General features: G+C 61.0%; 18 protein-coding genes and 1 pseudogene. 6 read left to right on the top strand and 13 right to left on the bottom strand.

Going from position 1 to position 15,777, the window contains the following annotated elements:
* Positions 1-150 precede the first annotated feature (150 nt).
* The 9 genes from J3A98_RS14245 to J3A98_RS14205 form a co-directional block, all read right to left on the bottom strand.
* The gene (locus tag J3A98_RS14245) at positions 151-1,014 is read right to left on the bottom strand and encodes a zinc ABC transporter substrate-binding protein (RefSeq protein WP_209966944.1); all 864 of its coding nucleotides are present in this window, start codon (positions 1,012-1,014) and stop codon (positions 151-153) included.
* Positions 1,011-1,910: a metal ABC transporter permease gene (locus tag J3A98_RS14240; RefSeq protein ID WP_176682396.1), complete on the bottom strand. Its 900-nt coding sequence runs from the start codon at positions 1,908-1,910 to the stop codon at positions 1,011-1,013. The genes J3A98_RS14245 and J3A98_RS14240 overlap by 4 nt, the downstream gene beginning before the upstream one ends.
* Positions 1,907-2,656 carry a metal ABC transporter ATP-binding protein gene (locus tag J3A98_RS14235; protein ID WP_176682397.1) on the bottom strand — a complete coding sequence of 250 codons (750 nt, stop codon included), beginning with the start codon at positions 2,654-2,656 and terminating at the stop codon, positions 1,907-1,909. Before J3A98_RS14235 ends, J3A98_RS14240 begins: the two co-directional genes overlap by 4 nt.
* On the bottom strand, positions 2,653-3,555 hold the full coding sequence (locus J3A98_RS14230; protein ID WP_176682398.1) for a metal ABC transporter substrate-binding protein: 903 nt from the start codon (positions 3,553-3,555) through the stop codon (positions 2,653-2,655). Before J3A98_RS14230 ends, J3A98_RS14235 begins: the two co-directional genes overlap by 4 nt.
* Positions 3,556-3,571: 16 nt before the next feature.
* A complete protein-coding gene (locus tag J3A98_RS14225) occupies positions 3,572-4,141 on the bottom strand; it encodes a DUF6162 family protein (protein ID WP_209966942.1) in 570 nt (189 codons plus the stop codon).
* Positions 4,138-4,458, bottom strand: a complete 321-nt coding sequence (locus J3A98_RS14220) for a hypothetical protein (RefSeq protein ID WP_176682400.1) — start codon at positions 4,456-4,458, stop codon at positions 4,138-4,140. The genes J3A98_RS14225 and J3A98_RS14220 overlap by 4 nt, the downstream gene beginning before the upstream one ends.
* Entirely contained in the window at positions 4,455-4,994 is a 540-nt protein-coding gene (locus J3A98_RS14215) for a thiamine pyrophosphate-binding protein (RefSeq protein ID WP_176682401.1), read from the bottom strand. Before J3A98_RS14215 ends, J3A98_RS14220 begins: the two co-directional genes overlap by 4 nt.
* On the bottom strand, positions 4,991-6,184 hold the full coding sequence (locus J3A98_RS14210; protein WP_209966930.1) for a PepSY domain-containing protein: 1,194 nt from the start codon (positions 6,182-6,184) through the stop codon (positions 4,991-4,993). Before J3A98_RS14210 ends, J3A98_RS14215 begins: the two co-directional genes overlap by 4 nt.
* A gap of 174 nt (positions 6,185-6,358) precedes the next feature.
* Positions 6,359-7,693 carry a SidA/IucD/PvdA family monooxygenase gene (locus J3A98_RS14205; protein ID WP_209966927.1) on the bottom strand — a complete coding sequence of 445 codons (1,335 nt, stop codon included), beginning with the start codon at positions 7,691-7,693 and terminating at the stop codon, positions 6,359-6,361.
* A gap of 174 nt (positions 7,694-7,867) precedes the next feature.
* On the opposite strand from J3A98_RS14205, the gene J3A98_RS14200 reads away from it, so the two are divergent.
* The gene (locus tag J3A98_RS14200; RefSeq protein ID WP_176682404.1) at positions 7,868-8,314 is read left to right on the top strand and encodes a hypothetical protein; all 447 of its coding nucleotides are present in this window, start codon (positions 7,868-7,870) and stop codon (positions 8,312-8,314) included.
* 361 nt (positions 8,315-8,675) lie between these two features.
* On the opposite strand, the gene pbpG is transcribed toward J3A98_RS14200, so the two are convergent.
* Positions 8,676-9,602 (bottom strand): D-alanyl-D-alanine endopeptidase, encoded by a 927-nt coding sequence (pbpG, locus tag J3A98_RS14195; RefSeq protein WP_209966925.1) that lies wholly within the window; start codon positions 9,600-9,602, stop codon positions 8,676-8,678.
* A gap of 193 nt (positions 9,603-9,795) precedes the next feature.
* Complete coding sequence (locus J3A98_RS26955) at positions 9,796-10,110, bottom strand: hypothetical protein (protein ID WP_245355041.1); 315 nt, start codon at positions 10,108-10,110, stop codon at positions 9,796-9,798.
* A 38-nt stretch (positions 10,111-10,148) separates the two neighbouring features.
* On the opposite strand from J3A98_RS26955, the pseudogene J3A98_RS26950 reads away from it, so the two are divergent.
* Positions 10,149-10,283, top strand: a pseudogene (locus J3A98_RS26950) (DNA polymerase V subunit UmuC); the annotation flags it as partial.
* A 153-nt stretch (positions 10,284-10,436) separates the two neighbouring features.
* Positions 10,437-11,018, top strand: a complete 582-nt coding sequence (locus J3A98_RS14185; RefSeq protein WP_209966922.1) for an MliC family protein — start codon at positions 10,437-10,439, stop codon at positions 11,016-11,018.
* 116 nt (positions 11,019-11,134) lie between these two features.
* On the opposite strand, the gene J3A98_RS14180 is transcribed toward J3A98_RS14185, so the two are convergent.
* Entirely contained in the window at positions 11,135-11,890 is a 756-nt protein-coding gene (locus J3A98_RS14180) for a DUF4239 domain-containing protein (protein ID WP_021782109.1), read from the bottom strand.
* A gap of 125 nt (positions 11,891-12,015) precedes the next feature.
* Between J3A98_RS14180 and J3A98_RS14175 the strand changes: the two genes are divergently transcribed.
* On the top strand, positions 12,016-12,636 hold the full coding sequence (locus J3A98_RS14175; protein WP_209966920.1) for a tyrosine-type recombinase/integrase: 621 nt from the start codon (positions 12,016-12,018) through the stop codon (positions 12,634-12,636).
* 137 nt (positions 12,637-12,773) lie between these two features.
* Here the strand turns inward: J3A98_RS14175 and J3A98_RS14170 are convergent, their stop codons facing one another.
* A complete protein-coding gene (locus tag J3A98_RS14170) occupies positions 12,774-13,568 on the bottom strand; it encodes a helix-turn-helix transcriptional regulator (protein WP_209966918.1) in 795 nt (264 codons plus the stop codon).
* Positions 13,569-13,697: 129 nt separating this feature from the next.
* On the opposite strand from J3A98_RS14170, the gene J3A98_RS14165 reads away from it, so the two are divergent.
* Together J3A98_RS14165 and J3A98_RS14160 are read left to right on the top strand one after the other, a co-directional pair.
* The gene (locus J3A98_RS14165) at positions 13,698-14,513 is read left to right on the top strand and encodes a carbon-nitrogen hydrolase family protein (RefSeq protein WP_209966916.1); all 816 of its coding nucleotides are present in this window, start codon (positions 13,698-13,700) and stop codon (positions 14,511-14,513) included.
* A gap of 110 nt (positions 14,514-14,623) precedes the next feature.
* Positions 14,624-15,724, top strand: a complete 1,101-nt coding sequence (locus tag J3A98_RS14160; protein WP_209966914.1) for a polyamine ABC transporter substrate-binding protein — start codon at positions 14,624-14,626, stop codon at positions 15,722-15,724.
* Positions 15,725-15,777 lie beyond the last annotated feature (53 nt).

Raw genomic sequence — 15,777 nt, 5'->3', positions numbered from 1 at the left:
GTGTAGGAGCGGGTTTACCCGCGAATACGGTGGCGACTGCAACAGTGAACGGCGGGTGTAAATTGGCCAGCAGGCCCGGCCCTTTCGCGGGTGAACCCGCTCCTACGAACCACCAATGCGTGTCCACTGCAGCCGCGCGACCCTGTGCGATCAGCGCTCGCCCAATGCCCCGACGACCAGGTCGACACTGGCCTTGAGCCCCGCAATCGCATCCTCAGGGTCACTCTCCACCACCACCAGCCTGGCCCCGGCTGCCTTGATCACCTCGGCCACCGCCGCAGTCGGCTGACGATGGTCCAGCACCAGCGCTACGTCCTGCGCCTTCAGGTTCTCCCCCAGCGCCTTGAGTGCGGCCGCATCCCAATCGGCCGGCAGCGGCTGCTCGACCGCATCCAGGTTCAACCCGTTGACCAGATACCCCAGTCGCTCCGACAGGCTCACTACCGTCAGGTTGTCGACTTTGGCCAGCCGCGTCTGGCTGCTGGCCGAAAGCTCCAGCAATTGGCGCTTGAGCCCTGCCAGGTTGCCCTGGATCTTCGCCTTGTCGTCCGGCGCCAGGCGCTCCAGGTCATTGGCTACCACGTCGGCCATGCGCCCGAGGTTGGTCGGGTTGAGCCAGGGGTAAGCGCCATAGGCATCGTCACCGCTCACCGCAATGCCCGGCAGTGCGCCATCCACCGGTCGCGCGGCATCGATCTCGACAATGCGGATATTGCTGCGCCGAGCCATCGGGTACAGCGGGTCGTCACGCCAGATCGATCGCACGCCGACCACCGCATCTGCCTGCTGGGCGGCCTTGTGCAGGCCAGCGCCACCACGCCCGCTGAAATATGACGGTTGACGGCTGGCAGGCAGGTTGGCCGGTGCTGCCCGCTTGAGCTGCACCGCAGTACCGTCGAGCAGGGCGCTGGCCAGGCTGTGGGTGACGGGCAGGGTCGTCAGCACTTGCGTGGCGAAAGACAGTGATGGCAGCCCGGCCAGTGCCAGCGCCAGGGTCAGGTGTTTGAAGTTCATGCCGGGTTTCCTTGCAGGCGGGGAACGAGGGCGCGGGCCAGGGCGGCCAGGGCAAAGCAGATGCCGGCGACCAGGATGATCGCGGCCCCTGACGGCACTGGCAGATCGATAACGATCGGCAACAGGATGCCGAACAGGGTGCTGATGGTGGCAATCAGTACCGACAGGAAGAAAAAGCCCTTGAGTGACTGGCTGACCAGGCGAGCGGCGGCGGCCGGGATGACCAGCAGCGCGCCGACCAGGATGGCCCCGATCACCTTCACCGCAGCCACGGTCACCAACGTCACCAGCACCACGAACAGATAGTCCAGGGTCTTCACCGCCACCCCGCGCACAGCCGCCAGCTGCGGATTGAAACTGGCCAGCATGATGCGGTTGTAGAGCGGCAGCGCCAAGGCCAGCACCAGTAGCGCGACGATGCCCAGCACGACCAAGTCCTGAGCGCTAACGGTCAGCACCGAGCCGAACAGCACGTTTTCGAGGATGTGCACGTTGATTTTGCCCGCCAGCATCAACAGCAGGCTGGCGCCCAGCGCCAGGGACACCGACAGGAATACGCCAATCAGCGTGTCCGGCGACAACCCGGTGCGGTTGCGCAGGAAGTTGAGCAGGATGCCGAATAGCAGGCAATAGCCGAACAGACTGCCGTAAGGGCCGGTATAGGGCTCACCCAGCAGGATGCCGATGGCCACGCCGGTCAGTGCCGCATGGCCGACCGCTTCGGAGAAGAAGGCAAACCGCTTGACCACCACCAAGGTGCCCAGGCCGCCCAGCACCGGGCCGATCATCAAGCCGGCCAGCAGGGCGTTGACCACGAAACCGTAGGCCAGCGCCTCGGGCAGATAGCCGGCAGTGGCCCAGTCCTGGACCGTTTGGCGAAAGATTTCAAAACTCATCGGGCAAGGCTCTCGCTGCGCGGGTGAACGGAGAACAGGCCGAGCAGGCGCTCTGGAGTCAGGGCCTGGGCAGGCGGGGCGTCGAACAACACCTGGCGGCTCAGGCCCGTTACCCGGTCAGCCAGGCGCAACACGGCTTCCAGGTCATGCTCGATCCACAGAACGGTAGTGCCGGCCTGGCGCCAGCCCTGCAATAACTGTTCGAACACCTGTATGCCGGCTTCATCGAGGGCCGACATCGGTTCGTCCAGCACCAGCAATTGCGGCTCTGGGATCAGGCCCTGGGCCAGCAGCACGCGCTGACGCTCGCCACCGGAAAGTGCACCCATGCGCCGCGTGCGCTTGTCGAGCATGCCAACCTGCACCAGGGCTGCATCAATGGCCGGCTTTACACGCCGCGACAGGCCGAGGAAGGCCGGGCGGCGCTGGCACATGGCGGCCATGAAGTCGTCCACGGTCATTGGCAGGCCACGGTCGAATTCCAGTGCCTGCGGCACGTAGCCGATCACTTCGCGCTCACCAGGCCAATGCAGGGTCAGTTGGCCCTCGTGCGGCATTTGCCCGAGCAGGGTCTTGATCAGCGAGCTCTTGCCGCCGCCGTTGGGGCCGACGATGGCGTGCACGCTGCCTGCCGCCACGCTGAAACTGACCTGTTCGAGGATACGTGTGCGGCCCAGGGTCAGGTCGATGCCGGCGAATTCGATGCGTGGCCCGCAGGCTGTCACCAGCTTGGCGGCAGCGGTCATGCGCGGTTCTCCTGAATGGCGCGGACCACCGTGTCGAGGTTGCGCTTCATTTCCACCTCGTACTTATCCTTGGTGTAATCGCCGTAGGAGATATGCGTCAACGGATACAGGCGCACGCCGGACTCGCGTTGAATGGTTTCGACATAGGCTGACGGGAAGTCCATTTCCGAGAAGATCACCCGCACGTCCAGTGCCTTGAGCTGGTCGATGGTCTTTTTCAGCTGTGCCGGGCTGGGCTCGATGCCATGGGCAGGCTCGACGACGGCCGTCACCTCCAGACCGAAGTCACGCACCAGGTAGTCATAGGCAGCATGGATGGTAGCGACTCGGAACGTTGCGCCAGGGGCTTCGGTGACCTTGGCCAGGGCCTCGGCACGCATGGCGCGCAGGCGCTTGGCGTAGGCACGGGCGTTTTGCGTGTACAACCTGGCGTTGTCAGGGTCGAGCTTGCCCAGTTCGCGGGCGATGTTGTTCACCTGGGCGATGGTGGTGCTGATCGACAGAAAGGTGTGCGGGTTGACCACCTTGCCGGCACCGCGTGCGGCTATGCCGGTGGCCGCCAGCAGCGGTACATTCTGATTGGCTTCGATAGTGGCAATGTCGGGTTTTTCGCTGGTGGCGATCATGCGGTCTGCGAAGTCGTCATGGCCAACGCCGTTGAGCACCACCACGTCCAGTGTGCCGATGCGCTTGATGTCCTCGGCCCGCGGCTCGTAGGCGTGCGGGTTGAAGCCAGCCGGAATCAGGGGAACTACCTCGGCCTTGTCGCCGACAATATTGCTTACGTAGCTGTAGTAGGGGTGCAGGGTGATGCCGATACGCAGCGGCTTGCTGTTATCGGCCAGGGCCAGTGCCGGCAAGGCAAAGGCCAGGAGCAGGGCGAAGGCGGAGCGAAACATGGGCGAGTCCTTGGGTTCAGTGACGGTGTTCGCGGGTGACCCCGGCGTCGTAGTGGCTGACCACTTGTTGCCAGCCAGCGGCGATCAGGGCGGCCTGGCCGAGGTCGTCCGGGATCACGGCGGCGCTGTCGCGGCGCAGCCAGACATCGGCTTGGCCTGAGCTGTCGGGTGGCAGGATCAGCAGCAGGCTGCCGGCAACGTCAGGGGACTGGCTGCGGCCCAGGTAGGCGCCGGGCTCCAGCCATGACCATTGGTGGCCGCCACGGCTCTGGCTGCCAGCGTCGACCACGAACGGCGGCAGGCCTTCTTCGGCCAGGGCCTGCACGCCGGGGGCAACGCCGTTTTCTTCGCGCAGTAACTGGATCTCGTCGAAGGCCACCCACAGGTCTGTGTAGAGGCCTTGCTCGGCGGCGGTGAGGTCGCGGCGAGCGTCGATCTGGTGGCGGGCGATGGCCTGTTCGTCCTCGCGCTCACCGCGCAGCAGCACCACGCTGGCGGCGAGCACCACGATAAGCAGGCTTGCCAGCAGCACATACAGGGTTTCGTGCCCGGCACCGGCCGGGCGAATGACTTGGGCGCGGCTCATGGCTGGGCGATATCGGCGTAGTCCACTTCCACCACGTGCCCGGGGCCGGCATCGAACAGCACGTAGAATTCGCCGTCCGGGCGCTTGAAGGTCAGCGTCGAGTCGTCGCCAAGCTTGCCGCCGACCAGCACCTCTTCGTCATAACCGATCACATCGAGGGTCACCCCGGGGGCACCGCTGCCGTCCGAGAAACCGCCGGTACACTTGACCTGGCCGTTGGCCAGTTCTTCGCATTCGCACATCGGGTTGTGCGCCAGCGCAGGGCCGGCGGCCAGTACCAGGACGGGCAAGGCCAGGGTGCGCATCAGGTGTTTCATTTGTTGTCTCCTTGTTTCTTGAGCCATGCCACGGTGGCTGGCGATGCCTTGGCCAGGGGGATCGACGCCTGGTGCATGCTGCCGTCCCAGCCTTCCAGGGTGATCCAGATCTGCGCGTCGGGCTTGGTGCGCGGCGGGATCGGCAACGAGGTGCCCATGTTGTACGGTGCACCGAAGAAAATGGTGCCGGCGGCGCGCAGGCTGCGCGGCTTGCCGATGCGCAGGTAGGCTGCCTTGACGTCCTTTATGCAGGCCTTGCACAACGATGCATTGAACGATTTGAAGTAGCCGGCCGGGCCGTCGGCGCGTGGCGCCTCGTCCCGCAGTTCGGCAAGGTCGAGGCTGTAGGGGCCGACCTGGATGTCACTGATCACGTTGGCGCCAAGGCCGGCGTCGCCGCGGAACAGCCTGGCGTCGGCGAAGTACTTGGGCATGAAGCCCAGCGGGATCAGGATCAGCAGGATGTTCAGGTGAAAACGCCACTTCAGCCAAAGCTGCTTCAGCGGGCTGGCGGGCAGGGCCTGGGCCTGGCTCATGAGTGGACCTCCACGGTGGTTTCACTGCGTGCCGCACGCGGTGCGCGCTCGCTACGCTTGAGGGCTGCGGCGGTGGCCTGGGCGGTGCGTTTGGTCCAGATCAGCAGGCCGCTGAGCACCATCAGGGTGAGGATCAGGCCGAAGAAGAACCACACCAGCTTGATCGGCAAACCGCCGAAGTCGCCAGTGTGCAGCGGGCGCATGGACTCGGTGACGAACTCCAGGGCCGAACGGTCGCTGATCAGGAACTGGCTGTCGACATTGCGTGTGTACGGATTCACCGAAGCACTCTGGAACATCAACGGGTACCAGCCCGGGCCAGACAGCGTGACGTGGCTGTAGGCAGTGGCGGGGAGCGAGATGGAGGTCACTTCCAGCCCCGGGATCGCCAGGCCGGCAAGGCGCGCCGCTTCATCCAGGTCGATGCGCGAGGCGGGGCTGCCATCTGGCGTTTGCGGCACCTCCTCACGGGCGATCACCGGCACGATGGATCGGCTGGAAAGGGTGATGTGGTTGTCAGACAGGATCGCCTGGATCAGGAACCAGGTGCCGGTGATGGAAATGACCGCAATGAACCAGATTGACCACACCCCGGACAGACGGTGCAGGTCACCCCAGAAAATTCGCGAACCATGGCCGGTGCGCACGGGTTTGAAAAAGCCTTTCCAGAACTTCTTGTAAACCACCAGGCCGGTGACCAGCGAGGCCAGCATCGGCAGGCCGAGCAGCGATACCAGGTACCAGCCCCAGCTGAAACCATTGGTGAACGGCACCAGCCACCAGCCGTGCAGGGCGCGGGTGAAGGCTTCGAAGTTGAAGTCTGGGGTCTTGCCCTGGATGGCCCCGGTGTAAGGGTTTACATACAGCGTCGGGCTGGTGCCGTCAGGCAGGGTGACATTGGCCTTCACCGCGAAGTGCGAACCATCCGGCTGGCTCAGGCGCTCCACCACCATGTCCGGCTCGGCCTTGTTCAAGGCCTCCAGTACCTGCTGAAAGCTCATGCGCTCGGTGTCCGCGTCTGGCTTGTTGGCGCGCACGGCCGGGTCCGCGAGCCAGACGATTTCCTGACTGACCACGGCGAGCATGCCGGTGAAGCAGACGATCAGGACGAAGAACCAGATCGGCAGGGCGAGCCAGCTGTGGACCAGGAACCACAGCCTGGATTTGGATTTTTTCGGTGATTTGGCCATCAGACGGTCTTCTGTTATTGGTGGTCGAGCGTGTGCCAACCAAAGAGGGCTGTACTGATAAGGACGAATGAGAATTGAAAACCTGCAGGTTTAAATGAAAGCAAATGTTTCAAAGCGCAAAAGCCGGACTGCGCACAGGCATCAGTCCGGCCTTGATGGCTTGTTGCAGAGGAGTCAGGCGCGGGTCAGTGCCGCGGCTGCTTGGGGCTTTTCGTGCAACTGCTCCAGGTCCTGGTACAGCGCCCGGCCAATTTCCGCAGCGCGGGCCGGCAGTACCGAAAGCAGGGTGTCACTCAGACCGTGGCTGTTTTCGCAGAAGCCCTGCAGGTACACCGAGGCTTGCATGTCCGGGCTGGCCAGTACGCGGTAGTTGCGGTCGACGCTGAAGTCCTCCAGGTAATCGGCCAGCGGCGCCAACAATTCACGGTGTGAGCGGCGCTCGTAACCGGTGGCGAGGATAACGGCATCGTAGCGGTGGGTTTGCTGCTGGGCGGTGGCGAGGTCGCGCAGGGTCAGTTCCAGGCCTTCGCGGGTAGCCACCACTGCTTCCACCTGGCGCCGGCACAGCACGTTGTGGCGGGGCTGATGGGCAACCTTCTGCCGGTAGAGGATGCCGTAGATGCGCTCGATCAGGTTGAGGTCGACCACCGAATAGTTGGTGTTGTGGTATTCGCCCAGCAGTTTGCTGCGCTGGTCGGCCGGTTCGTTGTAGACCAGGTCGGTGTAGTCGGGCGAGAAGATCTCGTTGACGAAAGGGCTGTCGTCGGCAGGTTTGAGGGCCGAGCCGCGCAGAATCATGTCGACCTTGACTGACGGGTAACTGTCGTTGAGGTCGATGAACGCCTCGGCGGCGCTCTGGCCTGAGCCGATCACGGCAATGCGCATCGGTTTGCCAGCCGTGCACGGCAGTTTGGTCAGGCTGCTCAGGTACTGCGAGTGGTGGAAGACCCGCGGGTCGTCCTTGAAGGCACCGAAGTTTTCCGGGATTTTCGGCGTGCCACCGCTGCCCACCACCACCGAGCGGGTGCGGCGGCTGTATTCGCGGCCCTGCGTGTCACGCGTGACCACGCGCAGGTGTTCGACCCGGCCTGCATGCACGTGCGGTTCGATGCGCAACACCTCCTGCCCATACACCGCCTGGGAGGCGAAATGCTCGGCGGCCCAGCGCAGGTAGTCGTTGTACTCCAGGCGGCAGGGATAGAAGGTGCCGAGGTTGATGAAGTCGGCCAGGCGCTGCTTCTGGTGCAGGTAGTTGACGAAGCTGTACGGGCTGGTCGGGGTGCGCAGCGACACCAGGTCCTTGAGGAACGAGATCTGCAATTCGCTCTGGGTAGCCAATGTCTCGCCGTGCCAGTGGTAGTCTTTCTGCTTGTCGATGAACAGTGCGTCGAGCGCATGACCCCGGGATTCGGCGAGTTCTTCCAGGGCGATGGCCAAGGCCAGGTTGGAAGGACCGAAGCCCACGCCGATCATGTCTTTGATGGTTTCCTGCTGTGAGGACTGGCTCATGGCTGCGATTTCCTGAATGGTCGAATATGGACGCCCGCCGGGGCTCCGGCTCCTGCGCAAGTACATGAGTTGGAACGAGCCAACCGGGGAGGAATTTAAGCGGGCTAAAGAACAGCGCGAGGCGGCCGATGTAGTGGTTACGGCAAGGACCAAACTTTCAGGCAAGGAATCGACATGAGCGGCATCACGGCAAGCAACCTGATGATCAATGGCGTTTCAGCGCAGACGCTGAGCGCGAATGCAGCAACCGAACGCGAACAGGCGAAACAGGCCGGTGAGGCGGTGGGGCCGTTGAGCATCAGCAGTGACAGCATGAAGGTGTCGGCGGGTAGCCAGGCGCAATCCACCGACACTGAAGAGAGTAGCGAGTCGGGGGCTGTGAGCGAGCTGCGTCAACTGATCAAGGACCTGCAGAAGCAACTGGCAGAAGAGCAGAAACAGTTGGCTGCATTGCAGAACAGCAAGTTGGACGAGGCTGCCAAGGCGGCAGCGATAGGTGCCAAGCAGGCAAGCATTGCCACCATCAACGGGCAGATCATGGCAGCCACGGCGCAGTTACTGGAGCTGTTGCAGCAAGAGGGCGGCAGCAGTGCGGGTGGCATGGTCAGCGCTACGGCCTGAGTGGACAAGCACAGGCCGCTGTAGGCGCGGGTTTACCCGCGAATGGGCCAGGCCTGCTGGCCAATCTCCACCCGCCGTTTACCGTTGCCGGCGCGACCGTATTCGCGGGTAAACCCGCTCCTACACACATGCACAGGCCGTCGTAGGAGCGGGTTTACCCGCGAATGGGCCAGGCCTGCTGGCCAATCTCCACCCGCCGTTCACCGTTGCTGCCGCGACCGTATTCGCGGGTAAACCCGCTCCTACACACAATACACAGGCCGTTGTAGGAGCGGGTTCACCCGCGAACACGGGCGAAGCCCGTGCTATCCGCCGCGTTGTCTGTTTCGTGAACAAGCCCGCACGCTCCAGGATATGGCGGTTATTCGACCGCCAACCGCCCCTTGTTCTGCCGCTCGGCCTTGTACTGCATGGCCACTGCCGGTGCCGGCTTGGAGGTACCGGTTTCCAGCCATTGTCGCATGCGGCTGGCATCGGCGAAGTGGGTGTACTTGCCGAAGGCATCGAGAATGACCATGGCCACCGGCCGGTTGTCCATGCGGGTCAGCAGTACCAGGCAGTGCCCGGCTTCGTTGGTGAAGCCGGTCTTGGTCAGCTTGATGTCCCAGTTGCTCTTGTTCACCAGGTGGTCGGTGTTACGGAAGCCCAGGGTGTAGTTAGGCTTGCGGAAGGCCACGGTCTTTTCGCGGGTGGTCGACAGCTCGCTCAGCATTGGATACTTGCGCGAGGCCATCAGCAGCTTGGCCAGGTCGCGGGCAGTGGAGACGTTCTGCGTCGACAGGCCGGTCGGCTCGACATAGCGGGTATGGGCCATTCCCAGGCTGCGGGCTTTGGCATTCATTGCCTTGATGAACGCAGGGTAACCGCCGGGGTAGGCGTTGGCCAGGCTGTTGGCCGCACGGTTTTCCGACGACATCAGGGTAATCAGCAGGGTTTCGCGACGGTCCAGCAGGCTGCCCAGGCGCACGCGAGAGTACACGCCTTTCATTTCCGGGTTGTTGGCGATGGTCATGGTGAGCATTTCATCCATGGGCAGCTTGGCATCCAGCACCACCATCGCCGTCATCAGTTTGGTGACCGAAGCGATGGGCACCACGCGGTCGGCGTGGCTTGAATACAGCTCCTTGCTGCTGTTCAGGTCGATCAGCAGGGCGCTGCCTGAAGCCAGATGCAGTTTGGATGGGTCACGTTGAACCTGGGCCGGGGGTTGTGCAGCAGCAGTCGACGGAAGGGTCGCGGTACCTGTGAGCAACAGCAGCAGGCTGAGGATAGACAGGGAAGTTTTCACGTTGAGGCTCACTAAAAGTTTGTATGTCGTTGGCTGTGCAAGGGTTTTCCCCCTAAAACCGATGCATTCTGGAGTATGGCTGAATTGCTGTCGAATGCCTTATGACTAAAGGGCGCAAGGTGAACGATATTTAATCCTGTACCCATTACGTTCTTTTCCAGCTTCGCCAGTTCCGTCCAATCGTTGGCAGAATTCAACCACTTGGCGTAGGTCGAGAGAAGCACCTGCACCGAACGCCCAAGCTGCCCAGCAATGAACGCTGGATTCGTGGTGACGAGCCAGAAGGCTGGAAGATGAATGGCGACTCCGTCGAGACGCGGCGCTTCTGCTTCGAGCGGTATTGCGCGATCTCTCTGGCCCTTGCCAGTGCGCCAAGAGCCCGGCTGTTCAACATTACGGTGGGGGTGTATTTCGTCTTGGTCCGCTCGACTGCCTGCTTTTCAACCACGATCCGGCAGATGTGAGCCGTCTTTTTCTCGACGTCGACCTCATCCCAGCGCAGCGACATAATCTCGCCTGTGCGCATACCCACCCTGCGACACGCTGCTGATGACCCGATTTGCCTCAGAGGCGGTCGACCGTATCTTCAGGCCCGGCTTTCGGTACAGCAAGGCAGAGGTGCTGCTGATGGACTTGCGGCAACCCGGTGAGTTGGCAGAGGACTTGTTTGCGCTCAAGCAATGAGTGGCTGCATTCGACTTACATCTGCCTTTAAAAAAGGACGGCTAACGGCCAACAGCAGTCATTAGCCGCCGAAAAGCTAGGCCACCGGCCACGCCATTCAGCGCAGAGCTAGACTGAGCCCAGTATTCTGAATCGCTAATGGTGGTTCCCATGAAGCACTGGCTTCCCCTGCTGCTCACCCTGCCTCTGTCGCACACCCAAGCTGCGGTACCTGCCTTCAACTGCACTCAGGTCGAGGCCGGCAGCATCGAACAACAGATCTGCCAGAGCGAGCCGCTCTCGGCACTGGACCGGAAAATGGCCGAGGTCTACACAGCCGCGCAGCAGAAGGCCGGCAATGAACATCCGCCGGTGCTCAAGACCGAGCAACGGGGCTGGATCAAAGGCCGCAACGATTGCTGGAAAAGCGCGGACCAGCCCGCCTGCATCGCCGACAGCTACCGCCTGCGCATCGCCGAACTGCAGGCGCGCTACCGGCTGGTCGAGACCACCGGCCAGGTGTTCTACCAGTGTGACGGCAACCCGGCCAAGGAAGTGGTTGCCCGCTTCTTCCGCACCGAGCCGCCCACGGCCATCGTCGAGTTCGGTGACCGCAGCTCGCTGATGTACCTAGAACAGGCCGCAAGCGGCGCGCGCTACCAGGGACAAAATGAGAGTTTATGGGAGCACCATGGCGAGGCCATCGTGGTGTGGGGCTATCAGGAGCCGGAAATGCACTGCACAGCGCGTTGAAAGCCGCCGCTATGACCCATTGCAGAAATTCTCCAGGGGTAGCTATCGGCCAATATCGAACTTTGATGTGGTCCGCCACGAGGACATCATCCAGAACACAGGCGCGCCCTGCTTCCTTAAAGCTGCATTACGGCGAGCGCCCTGCGCAGAGGCTCGTCGGATATCTGGATAGGACCGTGAAATGGTACGTCCATATCCAATACCAGATACACGGAGGCCGCGATAAGCATTGAAGAAACGACGAACATTCCTGTCACCATTGAATTACGTGGCGCTCGGTATCCAAAACTGGCGAAAATGAGCGTCAACCACGCAACCAGCATCCCAATGAGTGGGCCGGGAATTGCCCCCTCTGACTGCTCGACGATCCTCCAGCGTTGCTCGATAAGCGAATGATATTGCTGACGAATATCCTGAAGCATAGTTTCATGGTAGCGGTCCGGCGGCTTTATGGCAGCCAAAGATTTCCCTATGTCATCCAAGTATTTAGCTGCCTCGCTGTTACGATGTTGCAGCGCCTCGTCCCCCCGGTATGGCGTCTCGATAGCGTGCTCAAGATAGGTGACCAGTCGGTTGCGGGTGTCTTGTGCCGATTCGCCATAGCCCCGCAGTGTCCGATCAAATATGATCATGCTGGTTGCATACCCATGAAAGTTAGCGTCAATGGACTCGAAGGTATTTTTGGCAGAATTGATCATCAATCCAAAGACCAGCGATGTCATAACCACAAAAATGTTAGCTACCAGGCGAATCACTGTATTTGTGTCTTCGTCTCTGTGGTGGGATGCCAGCTTTGGGTACCACTGCATCATGAGAAGCGAGGCGGCAACCAAGCACCCAAAAATGGCCACTGCGATCCAGAGAGAATTCATGCATCAAGGCCTCGATCAATCTGACTCAAGTCTTAAAAGATAGACCGTGGCCGACCGCTTTGGGTCGGTTAGCGCCTCTGGATTGGGTTGACCATCCTTGTCTTACCTCACATGGAGGACAAGCCATGAACGCCATTACGACCAGCAGCCATCAGCCTTGGAACAAAGGAAAATTGGTCGGGCAGAAAGCTCCGCTCCGACTGAAAGATATCTGGGCCATTCGGGTAAGGCTCCAAATCGCGGAGGAAACTCGTGATTTAGCCCTTTTCGATCTGGCCATCGATAGCAAGCTACGAGCCTGCGATCTGACCAAGCTTCGCGTACGCGACGTTGCTCATGGGGAGCACGTGTCATCGCGGGCGATAGTGATGCAGCAGAAAACCCAACGTCCCGTACAGTTTGAAATTACAGAGCAAACGCGGCTGGCCCTACAGGCATGGATACATCAAGCCCAACTCCACAGCGAGGATTGTCTTTTCCCAAGCCGGCTACACGCCTCAGTGCATCTCTCCACCCGGCAGTACGCCCGAATCGTCAAAGCGTGGATAAAGTCTATTGGGCTAGATCCTGCTATGTACGGCACCCACACGATGAGACGTACAAAGGCATCGCTGATCTATCGCAGGACAAAGAACCTGAGAGCAGTTCAGCTCCTGCTCGGCCATACAAAGCTTGAAAGCACGGTGCGATACCTGGGCATTGAAGTCGATGACGCATTGGAGATGGCAGAGCAGACGGAGGTCTGACAGCGTCCAGCGACGGTCGAGGAATGACCGTCGCGATTCGACCCATTGCAGCCGCTCACGAATGGGAACGATCACCCGGCATCGGATGATTGTTTGACACTGCATATGTTCTGCACCTTTGGAGTGCTAGTTCACACTCAAACGCTTTCCACCTGTGCCTTGTGGAATAGCGAAAACAGTTCTTGCGGCGATTTTATGTTCAGCTTCGCATAGACATGCCGGCGGTGGACCTTGACGGTCTCCACCGAGATGTCCAGCTTGCCGGCGACCTCCTTGTTCGAGCAGCCGCTGAGAATCAGGCGGATCACATCTAGTTCCCTGGCGGTCAGGGGCGTGCCAAGGCGCACCATCGCCTCTTCAAGGTTGGATTGCCAGCGCGGTGCCTGGCGAGGTGCGCTTTCAGGCATCGCGGCCTCGAAAAACATACGCTGGCGCATGAGGCCCACTACCCACGGGCGAATCATCTCCAGCAGCGAAACCTGCTCGGGCGTGAACAGGTGCCGGCTTCCCAGCGACAGGCACAAGCTGCGCACCTCATCCAGTCGCACGTTGTAGTGCAATTCATCCTGCTTCACGTAATGGTTGAAGTAGCGCTCGTGGTACTCGGTGTTCTTGAAGCGCTCTGGCGCCACGTCCGCCAGGCGGAACAGCCCGGTTGCCGGTTGTTCGCGGTTGGCGATGTAGAAAGGGTCGAGTAGATACATGCCCTTGATGTAGTCGTGGAACAGCGGGTCGGGGCCCTCTCCTTCATACGGGCTTTCAGCGAATGCAAACGGGCAACCGTCGCTGAACAGCAGCGCCGCCCAGTTATCTATCGGCACATATTCGCCTATCAGACGGCTCAGGGTTTGCCAGAAATCCGCCTTGTCCAGGTGTTCGATCACGTGGCCGGCAGCGCGATGCCAGGCCATGTCCTGGAGCGTTGGTGTCATGTATCTACCCCCTGGGGTTAACCACTCGACGTGATAGGAAACGGGCTGGAAAAACGCATAATTGCATCGACCTTTTGCAAAAGTCACTTATTTCCTGACCGGGACTTAGCCCGATACCAAGGTCCGAATATGAAGCTCGAACTTGTACAACTGGCGGGGCGCGATGGCGACACCGCCTACAATCTGCGACGTACACTGGACGCCATCACCCACTGCGCGCCAGGTGTCGATATCATTGTTTTTCCCGAAGCGCAGATTACCGGTTTCCTGAACCACCAGAACATTGCCGAACAGGCCTTGACCCTGGACAGCCCCAGCATTCTGGCGATCCAGCAGGCCGCTCGTGAGCGTCAGGTGGCGGTGGTAGCGGGGCTGATCGAGAACGACGGTGGGCACTATTACAACACGACGTTGTTCATCACCCCTGAAGGGATCCAGCTCAGTTATCGCAAGACCCACCTCTGGGTCTCCGAACCCGGCCTGGTGCTGCCCGGCGACCGTTATGGCACCGTGGAGTGGCGCGGCGTGCGTATCGGCCTGCTGATCTGCTACGACACCGAGTTCCCGGAAACCGCCCGGGCTGTAGCGGCACTGGGTGCCGAGTTGATCCTGGTCACCGATGGCAACATGGAACCCTATGGTCACGTGCATCGAACCTCGGTCACCGCCCGTGCGCAGGAAAACCAGGTGTTCGCCGTGGTCGTGAACCGAGTTGGGGACGGTGAGGACAATACCGTTTTCGCCGGTGGCAGTGCGGTGGTCGACCCGTCCGGGCAGGTGTTGTTGGAAAGTGGGCGCCAGGAGTGCCGACATGTCATCGAGTTGGACATGACCCAACTGGCCGATGCTCGTGCGCTCTACCACTACCAAGCGGACCAGCGCTTCCAGTTGCCCGGTGAACGCATCGAGCACGCCGATGGCCGGCGTGAACTGTTGATTCCCTGAGCAAGGCTTCACGTGCCCACGACCACTGGGCTCGCGCCAACGATAACAACAATCCAGCGACAGTCTGCGGACTGCACGGTCGCAAGCCGGCACTCCGCCAGGAGCCTTCCATGACGCTTCACCGTTTACTGAAGTTCGGCCTCATCGCGCTGCTTGGTACCAGCTTGAACCCCGCATACGCGGAGCCTGCCCGTGTGCACCTGTATAACTGGTCGGACTTCCTGGCACCGGAAACGCCCAAGGAATTCGAGGCAGATACGGGTATCTCGCTGATCTGGGACGCCTTCGACAATGCCGAAGTGATGCAAAGCAAGTTGATGGCCGGGCGCACCGGTTACGACGTGGTGATGGTACCCGACGACCTGTTGCCCAGTTTGGTCAAGGCCGGGGTAATACAGGAACTGGATCGTGATCACCTGAACAACTGGTCGCACCTGGCCCCGGAAATCCTGGAAAAGCAGCAAGGCAACGACCCGGGCAACCGCTATGCCGTGCCGTATATGTGGGGCACTACGGGGATCGGCTATGACCAGGCCAAGGTCGCGCAACTGCTCGGCAAGAACGCGCCGGTGAATTCCTGGGACCTGATATTCAAAGAGGAAAACATCGCGAAGCTCAGTAAATGCGGCGTTGCGATGCTGGATGCACCCGTGGAGATCGTGCCTATTGCGCTGAACTACCTGGGGCTGCCACCCAATAGCAAGAACCCCGAAGACTATCGCAAGGCTGAAGCTTTACTGCTCAAGATCCGCCCGTATATCCGCTACTTCGATTCCTCGAAGTTCACCACCGACCTGGCCAATGGTGACATCTGCGCCGTGGTCGGCTGGGGTGGCTCGGTCTACAGCGCCAAGGTTACGGCAGACCATGCCAACAATGGCGTCAAACTGGCCTACAGCATTCCGAAAGAAGGCGCGCCGGTCTGGTTTGAAAACATGGTGTTGCTCAAGGATGCACCGCACCCGCAGCAGGGCTATGACTTCATCAACTACATGCTGCGCCCGCAAGTGATTGCCAAAAGCTCCGATTATGTCGGCTATCCCAATGGCAACAAGGACGCCACGGCCCTCATCAATCCGCAACTGCGCGACAACCCGGCGTTTTACCCCTCGAAGGAGGTCATGGCAACGCTGTACCCGCTCGAAACGCTGCCGCTCAAACTGGAGCGTGTGCGTACCCGGCTCTGGAGCAAGGTAAAGAGCGGTACTTGAGTGCCGCATCGCTGGCCATTGGCATAACAAGAATCCGCACGACCGGAGTGAAC

Source organism: Pseudomonas sp. BP6 (assembly GCF_017875935.1).
GTDB classification, from domain to species: Bacteria; Pseudomonadota; Gammaproteobacteria; order Pseudomonadales; family Pseudomonadaceae; genus Aquipseudomonas; species Aquipseudomonas putida_Y.
The sequence above is the reverse complement of the archived record's forward strand: the minus strand, read 5'-3'. Positions and strand labels throughout refer to the sequence as shown.

What these genes read in the sequence shown, in the direction of transcription:
- J3A98_RS14185 (WP_209966922.1), top strand. Translation starts at nt 10,437, where the DNA reads ATGAAGCACTGGCTTCCCCTGCTGCTCACCCTGCCTCTGTCGCACACC.
- J3A98_RS14235 (WP_176682397.1), bottom strand. Translation starts at nt 2,656, where the DNA reads ATGACCGCTGCCGCCAAGCTGGTGACAGCCTGCGGGCCACGCATCGAA.
- J3A98_RS26955 (WP_245355041.1), bottom strand. Translation starts at nt 10,110, where the DNA reads ATGTCGCTGCGCTGGGATGAGGTCGACGTCGAGAAAAAGACGGCTCAC.
- J3A98_RS14160 (WP_209966914.1), top strand. Translation starts at nt 14,624, where the DNA reads ATGACGCTTCACCGTTTACTGAAGTTCGGCCTCATCGCGCTGCTTGGT.
- J3A98_RS14240 (WP_176682396.1), bottom strand. Translation starts at nt 1,910, where the DNA reads ATGAGTTTTGAAATCTTTCGCCAAACGGTCCAGGACTGGGCCACTGCC.
- J3A98_RS14220 (WP_176682400.1), bottom strand. Translation starts at nt 4,458, where the DNA reads ATGAAACACCTGATGCGCACCCTGGCCTTGCCCGTCCTGGTACTGGCC.
- J3A98_RS14205 (WP_209966927.1), bottom strand. Translation starts at nt 7,693, where the DNA reads ATGAGCCAGTCCTCACAGCAGGAAACCATCAAAGACATGATCGGCGTG.
- J3A98_RS14180 (WP_021782109.1), bottom strand. Translation starts at nt 11,890, where the DNA reads ATGAATTCTCTCTGGATCGCAGTGGCCATTTTTGGGTGCTTGGTTGCC.
- J3A98_RS14175 (WP_209966920.1), top strand. Translation starts at nt 12,016, where the DNA reads ATGAACGCCATTACGACCAGCAGCCATCAGCCTTGGAACAAAGGAAAA.
- J3A98_RS14225 (WP_209966942.1), bottom strand. Translation starts at nt 4,141, where the DNA reads ATGAGCCGCGCCCAAGTCATTCGCCCGGCCGGTGCCGGGCACGAAACC.
- J3A98_RS14230 (WP_176682398.1), bottom strand. Translation starts at nt 3,555, where the DNA reads ATGTTTCGCTCCGCCTTCGCCCTGCTCCTGGCCTTTGCCTTGCCGGCA.
- J3A98_RS14170 (WP_209966918.1), bottom strand. Translation starts at nt 13,568, where the DNA reads ATGACACCAACGCTCCAGGACATGGCCTGGCATCGCGCTGCCGGCCAC.
- J3A98_RS14245 (WP_209966944.1), bottom strand. Translation starts at nt 1,014, where the DNA reads ATGAACTTCAAACACCTGACCCTGGCGCTGGCACTGGCCGGGCTGCCA.
- J3A98_RS14210 (WP_209966930.1), bottom strand. Translation starts at nt 6,184, where the DNA reads ATGGCCAAATCACCGAAAAAATCCAAATCCAGGCTGTGGTTCCTGGTC.
- J3A98_RS14215 (WP_176682401.1), bottom strand. Translation starts at nt 4,994, where the DNA reads ATGAGCCAGGCCCAGGCCCTGCCCGCCAGCCCGCTGAAGCAGCTTTGG.
- J3A98_RS14200 (WP_176682404.1), top strand. Translation starts at nt 7,868, where the DNA reads ATGAGCGGCATCACGGCAAGCAACCTGATGATCAATGGCGTTTCAGCG.
- J3A98_RS14165 (WP_209966916.1), top strand. Translation starts at nt 13,698, where the DNA reads ATGAAGCTCGAACTTGTACAACTGGCGGGGCGCGATGGCGACACCGCC.